The sequence below is a fragment of the Mycobacterium sp. genome, assembly GCF_032162105.1.
Lineage (GTDB): Bacteria > Actinomycetota > Actinomycetes > Mycobacteriales > Mycobacteriaceae > Mycobacterium.
Genome location: NZ_JAVRPS010000294.1, coordinates 1 through 10,868, shown reverse-complemented (window position 1 = coordinate 10,868; position 10,868 = coordinate 1). Strand labels below are relative to the sequence as shown.

At 65.9% G+C, this 10,868-nt stretch carries 9 protein-coding genes; 3 read left to right on the top strand and 6 right to left on the bottom strand.

Features of this window, described 5'->3' with window-relative positions:
* On the top strand, positions 1-482 hold a 482-nt coding region (locus QOC69_RS15235; protein WP_526440904.1), incomplete at its 5' end, for a diol dehydratase reactivase ATPase-like domain-containing protein.
* Between the two features lie 39 nt (positions 483-521).
* On the opposite strand, the gene QOC69_RS15230 is transcribed toward QOC69_RS15235, so the two are convergent.
* The 5 genes from QOC69_RS15230 to QOC69_RS15210 all read right to left on the bottom strand — a co-directional run bounded on the left by QOC69_RS15230 (position 522) and on the right by QOC69_RS15210 (position 7,093).
* A complete protein-coding gene (locus QOC69_RS15230) occupies positions 522-3,440 on the bottom strand; it encodes an MMPL/RND family transporter (RefSeq protein ID WP_526440902.1) in 2,919 nt (972 codons plus the stop codon).
* Positions 3,437-3,841, bottom strand: a complete 405-nt coding sequence (locus tag QOC69_RS15225; protein ID WP_526440906.1) for an MmpS family transport accessory protein — start codon at positions 3,839-3,841, stop codon at positions 3,437-3,439. The genes QOC69_RS15230 and QOC69_RS15225 overlap by 4 nt, the downstream gene beginning before the upstream one ends.
* A 201-nt stretch (positions 3,842-4,042) precedes the next feature.
* Complete coding sequence (locus tag QOC69_RS15220; RefSeq protein WP_526440900.1) at positions 4,043-4,660, bottom strand: TetR/AcrR family transcriptional regulator; 618 nt, start codon at positions 4,658-4,660, stop codon at positions 4,043-4,045.
* Positions 4,650-5,729 (bottom strand): ATP-dependent DNA ligase, encoded by a 1,080-nt coding sequence (locus QOC69_RS15215; RefSeq protein WP_526440898.1) that lies wholly within the window; start codon positions 5,727-5,729, stop codon positions 4,650-4,652. Before QOC69_RS15215 ends, QOC69_RS15220 begins: the two co-directional genes overlap by 11 nt.
* A 29-nt stretch (positions 5,730-5,758) precedes the next feature.
* Positions 5,759-7,093 carry an aminotransferase-like domain-containing protein gene (locus QOC69_RS15210; RefSeq protein WP_526440896.1) on the bottom strand — a complete coding sequence of 445 codons (1,335 nt, stop codon included), beginning with the start codon at positions 7,091-7,093 and terminating at the stop codon, positions 5,759-5,761.
* A 62-nt stretch (positions 7,094-7,155) separates the two neighbouring features.
* Here QOC69_RS15210 and QOC69_RS15205 point away from each other — a divergent pair, with 62 nt between their 5' ends.
* Positions 7,156-7,773 (top strand): DJ-1/PfpI family protein, encoded by a 618-nt coding sequence (locus QOC69_RS15205; protein WP_526440894.1) that lies wholly within the window; start codon positions 7,156-7,158, stop codon positions 7,771-7,773.
* Between the two features lie 9 nt (positions 7,774-7,782).
* Here the strand turns inward: QOC69_RS15205 and QOC69_RS15200 are convergent, their stop codons facing one another.
* A complete protein-coding gene (locus QOC69_RS15200; RefSeq protein ID WP_526440892.1) occupies positions 7,783-9,396 on the bottom strand; it encodes a PucR family transcriptional regulator in 1,614 nt (537 codons plus the stop codon).
* Positions 9,397-9,477: 81 nt separating this feature from the next.
* Here QOC69_RS15200 and QOC69_RS15195 point away from each other — a divergent pair.
* Positions 9,478-10,868, top strand: a 1,391-nt coding sequence (locus tag QOC69_RS15195) for a CoA-acylating methylmalonate-semialdehyde dehydrogenase (RefSeq protein WP_526440890.1), incomplete at its 3' end; no start/stop codon positions are given.

The following is a 10,868-nucleotide window of genomic DNA, read 5'->3' as shown; positions in this document are numbered from 1 at the left end:
CGATCACTACCGCCGTGGCGCGGGTGCTGAGCATCCCGCGTGCTCTCGCCGAGCGGGTGAAGCGGACACCGGCCCTGAGGGTCGAAGGTCCGCACGTGGCGCACGAGGAGGACGGCAGGCGGTTGTTCCTGGACAGCCCCGCTCAGACCGACGCGATCGGCCGGTTGTGCACGCGCGGAAGTGCAGGCCTGGTGCCGTTCTCGAGCAAGCTGGCGGCGGAGGAGTGGCGCAGCCTGCGGCTGGCAATCAAGCAGGAGACGGTCGCGGCGAACATCGCCCGCGCCATGTTGGCCTTCGACGATCCACCCACCGCACTGGTGCTGGCCGGGGGCGGGGCACTCGACGACGAACTGCTCCGCACGGTCGGCGAATCATTGCGCACGATCCCGATCGCGGTGGGACGGGCCAACATCGACGGCGTGCACGGCCCGCGGTTCGCCGTCGCCTCCGGGCTGGTCCACCTCTACGCGAGTGAGCGCTGAACGCCCCGACTGTTCGGTATAACAACCGCACGTTCGGCGTTAGTCGGGGCTGACGAAACGGTCGTTCGGTTCACGCTCGAGCAGATCGCGAACTGCGCGGCGCGGCCCATAGGGGCGCAGCATCTGGCTGGCCGGACGGGTACGCACGATCTGCGGCCACCAGAACCAGCGTCCGAGCAGGGTCGAGATGGCCGGTGTCATGAACGACCGCACGATCAACGTATCGAACATCAACCCGAGGCCGATCGTGGTGCCGATCTGGCCGAGCACGATCAGATCGCTGAACACGAACGAGGACATGGTCGCTGCGAACACCAACCCGGCAGCGGTGACGACACCACCGGTGCCCGCCATCGCGCGAATGGTGCCGGTTTTCAATCCGGCGTGTATCTCTTCCTTGAACCGGGATATCAGCAACAGGTTGTAGTCGGCGCCCACTGCCAGCAGCAGGATGACCGCCAATGCGAGCACGATCCAGTACAACTGGATGCCGAAGATGTACTGCCAGACCAACACCGACAACCCGAAGGATGCGCCCAACGACAGCGCGACGGTGCCGACGATGACGATGGCAGCCACCAGGCTGCGCGTGATGAACATCATGATGAGCAGGATGAGGCTGAGCGCGGCCAGGGCCGCGATCAACAGGTCGTACTTGGCTCCGTCTTGAATGTCCTTGTACGTCGCCGCGGTACCCGCGACATAGATCTTGGCGTCCGACAACGGCGTTGCCTTGATCGCATCGAACGCTGAGTTCTTCAGCGCATCGATGTGCGAAATCCCCTCGGGGGTGGCGGGTTTGCCCTCGTGGGTGATGATCATGCGGGCAGCGTGACCGTCGGCCGAGAGGAACAGCTTCAGGCCGCGCTTGAAGTCGGCGTTGTCGAAGGCTTCCGGTGGCAGGTAGAAGGAGTCGTCGTTCTTGGCCTGGTCGAAGGCTTGTCCCATCGCGGTCGCGTTGCGCAGCGCCTCCTCCGATTGAGTGTTGGTGCCGTTCGTGGTGGCGAAGTTGGACAGGATGAGGTCGCGGTTGCGCTCCTGAATCGCGAGTTGGGGCGGTAACAACGCGACGAGTTGCGGCTGCAGGGCATTGAGCTTGTCCAGGCTCGCGGTGATGTTCCCGAACTGATCGCTGAGTGCGCTGATGCCGTCGAGTGCGTCGAACACCGACCTCAGTGCCGCGCAGGAGGGGATGTCGAAGCAGTGCGGTTCCCAGTAGAAGTAGTTGCGCAGGGGACGGAAGAAGTCGTCGAAGTTGGCGAGTTTGTCGCGCAGGTCGTTCACGATCGCGACGGTGTCGTGGAACGCTTGGGTCTGCTCGTTGGTGGCGGAAGCACTGGCCTTCTGCAGCGTCAACTGCTGTCGCAGGATGTCGATCGTGTTGTTGATGTCGTTGGCCTGCTTCATCAGATCCTGGGCCCGCGCCTGCTGGTAGGGCAGGTTCATGATCTGGCTGGCACTACTCGCGCTGATCTGAAACGGTATGGAGCTGTGCGTGATCGGCGCGCCGAGTGGCCGCGTGATCGATTGCACCAGAGAGATGCCCGGGGTGTGCAGAACCGCCTTGGCCACCCGTTCGAGGATGAGCATGTCCGCGGGGTTTCGCATGTCGTGATCGGTCTCGATCATCAACAGTTCGGGATTCAGCCTCGCCTCGGAGAAGTGGCGTTCGGCCGCCGCATATCCGACGTTGGCCGGCGCGTCAGCAGGCAGATATGGACGGGCGTCGTAGCTGGTCTTGTAGCCGGGCAGGGCGAGCAGACCGATCAGGGCCAGCGCGATCGTCACGACGAGAATGGGGCCGGGCCACCGCACGATGGCCGTGCCGATCCGGCGCCAACCGCGGGTGCGGTGCTTGCGTTTGGGGTCCAGCAGCCCAAAGTGGCTGGCCGCCACCAGCACCGCGGGCCCCAGGGTGAGCGCGGCCGTCAGCGCCACCAGGACTCCGATGGCGGCGGGCACCCCCAGGGTCTGGAAGTAGGGCAGTCGGGTGAAGTAGAGGCAGAACACAGCCCCGGCAATCGTCAGTCCCGAGCCGACGATCACGTGCACGGTTCCCCGGAACATCGTGTAGAACGCCGTTTCTCGTTCCTCGCCTGCCGAACGCGCTTCGTGATATCGGCCGACGACGAATATCGCGTAGTCGGTTCCTGCGGCGATCGCCAACAGTGTGAGCAGATTCGTCGAGTAGGTCGACAGACCGATGATCCCCTGATTCGCCAGGAAGGCGACGACGCCACGGGCGGCGGACAACTCGACGAGGACCGTGACCAGGACGATGAGCGTGGTAACGATCGAGCGATAGACGATGAGCAGCATCACCGCGATGACCACGAAGGTGATGATGGTGACCTTCGCGGTGCCCTCGCTGCCGACTTCGAAGTTGTCGGTGATCAGCGGTGCGGCGCCGGTGACGTAGGCCTTGACGCCGGGCGGTGGCTTGGAGTGGTTCACGATGTCGCGGAGGGCGTCGACGGACTCGTTGGACAACGCCTCGCCCTGATTTCCTGCCAGATACACCTGCACCAGAGCGGCTTTGCCGTCCTTGCTCTGTGAGCCACCCGCCGTGAGCGGATCCCCCCAGAAGTCCTGAATGTGCTGAACGTGCTTGGTGTCCTGGCCGATTCGCTTGACCAGGTCGTCGTAGTAGTGGTGGGCATCGGCACCAAGAGGTTGGTCGCCTTCGAGCACGACCATGGCAGCGCTATCGGAGTCGTACTCGTTGAACACCTTGCCGATGTGCCTCATCGCCATGATCGACGGAGAGTCGGGCGCGTTCATCGACACCGAATGTGCCGCTCCGACGACCTCCAACTGCGGGGCGAAGACGTTGGTGAACGCGGCGATTCCGACCCAGATGATCATGATCGGCACGGCGAACCGACGGATGTTGCGCGCCATGAACGAACCCTGAACCGCCGCAGCCTCGACGGGCTCGTCGACCCGGTGCTCGCTCATGCGGACTTGTCCAGGCAGGCGATGTAGCCGTTCACGTTGTTGGTGGACCTTTCGTCCTTGACGATGCCGTTCACCGTGATGCGGCAACCGATCGTGCTTCCGTCACCTTGGGCGCGGAGGTCGGCGAACAGCGTGGGGTCGGTCGTCGTCAGCGGGTGCGACCAGGGCAGGGGCACGTTGTCGACGCGCTGAGGCTGGGCGTCTTTGTCCAGGAAATTGATGGTGGCCGTGGATCCGGGCGAGCCGAACACTTCGAAGAGGACGCGCTTGGGGTTGTAGTCGGAGTTCTCCAGCGAGTCGGCGCTTGGCCGGGAGACCGTGTTGTTGGAACCGAAGATGCCATTCAGCCGATACACGGCAAACGCCGTGACCGCGACCACCAACACGGCGACCAGCACCATCCATCGTCGTCTGACGAAACCGCCGATCGAAATCCGCTTCACCCCTAGACCTTTCGACGGCCGGCCAGCCCGATTACCCCCGGGCGGACTCTCTCGCAGCACTGCAGAGCGAGTCTAAGTACCTAGCGGAACGGTACGGTACGGGACCGTTAGGGGCAAGTCTTGACTTTCCGCCTGTGAGCTGCGCAAAGCCGGGTGCGCTCAGCCGATCGGTCGGGTCAGGGAGGGGATGAGAACCTCGTCTACCAGGGCTCGCACGGTGTCCTTGCTGGACGGCCGGTTCGGGATGATGGACCGGAAGATCAGATAGCCCGGCAGCACATCCCACACGTCGTCGCTGATGGCGGCGCCGTCGATCTCTCCGCGGTCGACGGCCTGCTGCAGGACGAACCGGAGCAAGGCTTCCCGGTGATCGATGAACTCGCGCTGCATCGCCTCCATGAGCGCGGGATTGTTCGAAACCTGCACCAGCACCGCGCGGAGGGTGCTGGCGTGCTGACGGGTTTGCTCCAGGATCGTCTCGCCGAGTTGCAGCAGGTCCCCTCGCAGCGTGCCGGTGTCGGGCGGGACGGCGGCCTCACGGACGCCTTCGATGAACGCGGCCAACACCAACTCGGCCTTGGTCGGCCACCGCCGGTACACCGTCGCCTTGCTGGCCTGGGCCGTGGTGGCGACCGCGTCCAGCGTCAACCGGTCATAGCCGTTTTGCTGCAACAGCTGCAACGTCACCGCCAGCAGTTCGGCCTCCCGCGGCGACCACGGCGAGGCGTCAGCGGGACGACCGGATACTCGGGGCACAGCGCCCACCCTAGAACGCATCGCCGTGGCCAAGACCGGGAAGGATGACATCAAGGCTGAAGGTCAGCGGTTGCTCGAGCTGGGCGTAGGTGCACGAGCGTGGGTCGCGGTCGGGGCGCCAGCGGTTGAATTGGGCTGTGTGGCGGAACCTTTCGCCTTCCATGTGGTCGTAGCGGACCTCGACCACGCGCTCGGGTCGCAGTGGCACGAACGACAGATCCTTGCCTGCGTTCCAGCGCGAGCCCTCGTTTCGACGGGGCGTGCGTTGCGCGGCTTCGTGGGCGGCCCAGTTCCATGGGTGGACGTCGAACGTCGTGACCAAGGGCTGTAGGTCGGTGAACAGGCTTCGGCGGGTGGCCATCGGAAAGGCGCCGATGACGCCGACCGAGGCCAGCGCACCGTCGTCCCGGTAGAGCCCGAGCAGCAGCGAGCCGATCGCGTCGTCGCTGGACTTGTGCACCCGGTACCCGGCAACCACACAGTCGGCGGTGCGTACGTGCTTGATCTTGAACATGACGCGCTTGTCCGGCTGGTAGGTGATCGTCGGCGCTTTGGCGACGACACCGTCGAGGCCGGCGCCCTCGAACTCGGAGAACCACCTCTGGGCAGTGGTGAGATCGGTGGTCAGCGGGGTCACGTGAATGGACGGACCAGCGCCGGCCAGCGCGTCGACCAGGGCGGCGCGGCGCTCGCTGAACGGCCGACCGGTGTGGTCATCGTCGCCGAGCGCGAGCAGATCGAAGGCGATGAACGACGCAGGAGTCTTCTCGGCGAGCATCCGCACGCGGCTGTCCGCCGGGTGGATGCGCTGTTGCAGCGCCTCGAAATCCAGACCGTGCGCGGACGGAACGACGATCTCCCCGTCGATCACACATCTGTCCGGTAGCTCCGCGATGGCCGCCGCGACGACTTCGGGGAAGTACCGGGTCAGCGGCCGCTCGTTGCGGCTGCCGAGTTCCACCTCGTCCCCGTCGCGGAAGCAGATCGACCGGAAGCCGTCCCACTTCGGCTCATACCAGGCGCCGGGCGGAATCTCCGGAACCGACTTCGCCAGCATCGGCGAGACCGGCGGCATGACGGGCAACTTCATCGGCCCATTGAACACGCGCGACGGCCCCGTCAATGGGTGTACGCGTCGATCACCCGTTTCACCGTCGCGAGTGACTCGGCCAGGACATCCATGTCTACGGACCCGAGCGCCAGCCTGATCGCGTGTGGTGGGGTCTTGCTCGTCGCGAACGGTTCTGCAGTCGACACCGAGATGGTCTCGCGCATCAGCGCCGCTGCCACCTGGTCGGCTCGGGCTTCGCCGGGCATGGGGAGCCACAGGAAGTACGACGACGGATGCCCGACGAGTTCGAGCCCGTCGAGAACCTCGCGGGCCACCGCTTGCCGGTCACGGGCGTCGGCCCGCTTCTGCGCTTCCAGGCGATCGACGGTGCCGTCGTTGAGCCACCCGGTGGCGATCGCGGTCATCAGGGCCGGTGTGTTCCAGGTCGTCGCCCGGATCACCCGCTCGAGTTCACCCGTGAATTCGGTTGGGGCTACCACGAATCCGAAGCGAAGGCCGGTGGCCACGCTCTTGGATAGGCCGGAGACGTAGAGCGTCGACTCAGGTGCGAGCGCGGCCAGTGGCGCCGGTGGTCGTTCGGCCAGGAACGCGTATGCGGCGTCCTCGATGATGAGAAGGCCATGCGCGCGCGCAATCGTCACCAATTGTTGACGGGACTGCAGGGAAGTGACCCACCCGAGCGGGTTGTGCAGCGTCGGCATCGTGTAGATCGCCCGGATCTGTCGCGTCACGCACAGCTGCGCAAGAGCGTCCAAGTCAGGGCCGTCGGTCGTGGCGGGTAGCGGCACCAACTCCAGGCGAAGTGCCTGAGCGAGCACTTTGAATCCCGGATAGGTCAACGCGTCGGCCGCAACCACGTCGCCGGGCTGCAGGATCCCCATTGCCGCGACGGCCAATCCGTGTTGCGCGCCGTTGGCGATCAACACCCGATCCGCAGGAACCGTGAGTCCGCGCCGTTCGAGATGAAGCGCTACCGACGCCCGCTCGTGGGGACGGCCACCGTGGGGCTGGTAACGCAGGAGGGCCTCCAGATCACCCGAGGATGCCAGCGCCCGCAGGGCATTTCGCAGCAAGTCGGCCTGTCCGGGCACCGACGGGTAGTTGAAGTTCAAGTCCACGACGTCATCGGCGAACGCCCGCTGCTCCATGCCGTGCCCAGGCGGTAGGGAGGTTTCCCGGACGTAAGTGCCGCGCCCGGTTTCGCCACTGACGAGGCCCATGCCTGCGAGCTCGGCGTAGACCCGGGTCGCGGTCACCAGGGCCAGCCCCTCTCGGGCCGCGAGCTCGCGATGGGTCGGCAACCGCGTGCCGGGAGGGATCTTGCCTGCCCGGATATCGGTCGCCAGCGCGTCTACGACGGCCTTGTATCGAGCGCGTGCCACCCGGCGATTGTATGCATGACAATAAGTTGATCGTATTGGATACGGCGCCTTACGCTCGAGCCATGCACATCGCCATCCTCACCTTCGAGGGCTTCAACGAACTCGACTCGCTGATCGCACTTGGTGTTCTCAACCGAGTTCGGAAGACCGACTGGCGGGTCTCGATCGCCAGCCCGAGCCCACGAGTCCGATCGATGAACGGCGTCGTCATCGAATCCCACGTCTCGCTCGACGAAGCCAGCGCCGCCGACGCGGTCATCGTGGGCAGCGGCAGGCAGACCCGCGAAGTGGTCGCGGATCCGGCGCTGATGGCACGGCTGCCGCTCGATCCATCCCGGCAGCTGCTCGGCGCACAATGCTCCGGCACGCTGATACTGGCCAAACTCGGGCTCCTCGACGGAGTCCCGGCGTGCACCGACTTGACGACCAAGCCATGGGTGCAGGAGGCCGGCGTCGAGGTGCTCGATCAACCGCTGTTCGCCAAGGGCAATGTCGCCACGGCAGGCGGTTGCCTCTCGTCGGCCTATCTCGCGGGCTGGATGATCGCCCGCCTGGAAGGTCTCGACGCCGCGAGGGGCGCCCTGCACTACGTCGCGCCGGTCGGAGAAAAGGACGAGTACGTCGAACGCGCGCTTGGCAACATCACGCCGTACCTGGACCACGCTCTGATGACCGCTTGATGTGAGCGTTTAGCCGGTCACCCCGACGTCGCCACCTCTGCGGACCTCCAGCACCAGCATCGCCACGTGCAGGGACACCGTCGATTCCGCGTCGGCCAACGTGACGCCCAGCTTCTCCTCGATGGCCGATAGCCGCTTGTAGAGCGCCGGTCTGCTGATGCGCAGGCGGGTAGCCAACGCGACCTTGTTCCCTCCGGCCCGAAGGTACTCGCGCAGCACCGCCAGATCCGATGGCGCACTGGCGTTCTCGCCCGTCAACAGTGTCCTGAGCTCGGTTTCGGCGAACGCCTGGAACCGGGGATCGTCCTGCAGCAGGGAGATCAGCCCGCGAAGCCGGACGTCGGCCGTGCGGTAGAACGGCCGTGGCTCGCCCCGCATCGCCAGGGCCGCGTCCGCGACGTGCGCAGCGTCGGCGAGGCCGAGCACGGCGTCGGTGACGAGTCCGCAGGGCTCACCGAGGGCCAGCACCGCACGCCGCCCGCGGTCCACGCGCGCCACCTCCCGCGCCACGCTGGTGCCCAACGCACTCCACACCGTGTCCGATCCCGCGGGCCTGGTGGTGCTCAACGCCACGACGGCGCCGATCTCACCGTCGCTGCGGATCGTGAACAGCCCGGTGTGGCCCGACGCGTTCACGGTGTGCGCCACCGCATCGAGGAGTCCGATGTTGCGTCGCTGTTCGGCCACCGGATCCGATCCCGGCCCCACATTGCCCGTCTGCACCACCACCGGGAAGTACCGCGATGTCTTGCGAAGGCCCAAAGCGTGTGCACGGGCGGCGATCTCGCGCTCGTCATTGATCCGGTTGCGCAGCACGTCCTCGACGAGCCCGCTCTGGGCCTGTTGGTGCAGACCGGATCGGTCACGCTCGATCATCCGGTTGAGGGCAAGTGCGGACGCTGCCCGTTCGAGCACCATCTTGGTGCGTCCGGCGTCGGCGGGGACGCGCGGGACGATCAACCTTCCCCATTCTTCGCCGCGGGGTCCGACCGCCGTCATGACCCAGCCCTCGCCGCCTCCCATGGAGCCGCGTCGGGAGCGGTGTTCCCAATCGTCGAGCAGCGCCGCCGCCGTATCGGGGCCCGGCGCGACCGCAAGCGCTTGGTGTGCAAGGTCTTCCAGCACCACCGGTTCGTCGAGCATGCGAGCGGCGGCCGCGACGATCCCGTTGGCCGAGACCCGCTTCATGCTGAGGTCGGTGAACGTCTCGTGGACGCGACGGTCGAACGCGACCTCCTCGAACTGCTCGGACACGATCCGTCGGTGCACCACTTCGGTCACTTCGACGAACTTGACTTCGCGGTGCAGCGCCACCAACGCCACGTTCAGGTGCTCGGCCGACGCCGCTGCCTTCTTCGGCAGAGGCGCACCGGCCGTCAGCTCGACGACGACGCCCAGCGCGCCTGCGTCGGCGATGCCGCGCAAGTATCTGTCGGGCGATTTCCGCAACGCGGCACCGGTCGTCAGGACCAACTCACCGCCCTGCAGCAGGTCCGACAGATCGGCGACGTCGCCGACGTGAACCCAGCGGATCTGCTCGTCCCATCGACACGAGCTGAGAACTTCGGGCCGCCCCGCTTGCAGGACGGGCAGGTCGATCACCTGTGCCACTGTCAGACCCATTTACAGAGTGTAAACGGGCGGTCGATATCAGTTACATCTTGTACCCCGCGAGTGATGACTTCCTGACACAGACTGAGGGATATGCCGCAAACCATTCGCCATTGGATCGACAACAAGCCGTTCGAAGGGATGTCGGGTGCGACGTCGCCGGTGACGAATCCCGCGACCGGTGAGGTCACGGGGCAGGTGGCGTTGGCCAGTGTCGAGGATGCCCGCGCGGTGATCGACGCCGCAGCGGCGGCGTTCCCGGCGTGGCGCGACACCTCACTGGCCAAGCGCACCCAGATCCTGTTCGCGTTTCGCGAGTTGCTCAACGCCCGCAAGGGCGAACTGGCCGAGATCATCACCAGCGAGCACGGCAAGGTCGTCTCCGATGCGCTCGGTGAAGTGTCCCGGGGCCAGGAGGTCGTCGAATTCGCCTGCGGTATCCCACACTTGCTCAAGGGCGGGTTCACCGAGAACGCCTCGACCAATGTCGACGTCTACTCGATCCGCCAACCGCTGGGAACGGTCGGGGTCATCTCCCCGTTCAACTTCCCGGCCATGGTGCCGATGTGGTTCTTCCCGATCGCGATCGCCGCGGGCAACACCGTGGTGCTCAAGCCGTCGGAGAAGGATCCGTCGGCCGCGCTGTGGTTGGCCGCGCTGTGGGCCGAAGCCGGTCTGCCTGCGGGGGTGTTCAACGTGCTGCAGGGCGACAAGACCGCCGTCGACGAACTGCTGACCAACCCCAAGATCAAGTCGGTGTCCTTCGTGGGCTCCACCCCGATCGCCCAATACGTCTACCAGACCGGCACTGCGCACGGTAAGCGCGTGCAAGCCCTCGGCGGGGCCAAGAACCACGCGGTGATCCTGCCCGACGCCGACCTGGACCTGGCCGCCGACGCCATGGTCAACGCCGGCTTCGGTTCCGCGGGTGAGCGCTGCATGGCCATCAGCGCCTGTGTGGCTGTCGGCCCGATTGCCGACGACCTGGTCGCCAAGATCGCCGAGCGCACCACACCATTGAAGATCGGCGACGGCACCCGCGACACCGACATGGGCCCGTTGGTCACCAAGGCCCACCGCGACAAGGTGGCCTCCTACATCGACGCCGGCGAGGCCGACGGCGCGGACATCGTCGTCGACGGCCGCCACGTGGACCCCGACGGCGGCCCGGACGGCTTCTGGCTCGGGCCCACCCTGATCGACCACGTCACCCCGCAGATGAGCGTCTACACCGACGAAATCTTCGGCCCGGTGCTGTCGGTCGTGCGCGTCGACTCCTACGACGAGGCACTCGAACTGATCAACTCCAACCCGTACGGCAACGGCACCGCGATCTTCACCAACGACGGCGGGGCCGCGCGGCGGTTCCAAAACGAAGTCGAAGTCGGCATGGTCGGCATCAACGTGCCGATCCCAGTGCCGATGGCGTATTTCAGCTTCGGCGGCTGGAAGGCATCGCTGTTCGGCGACACCCACGCCCACGG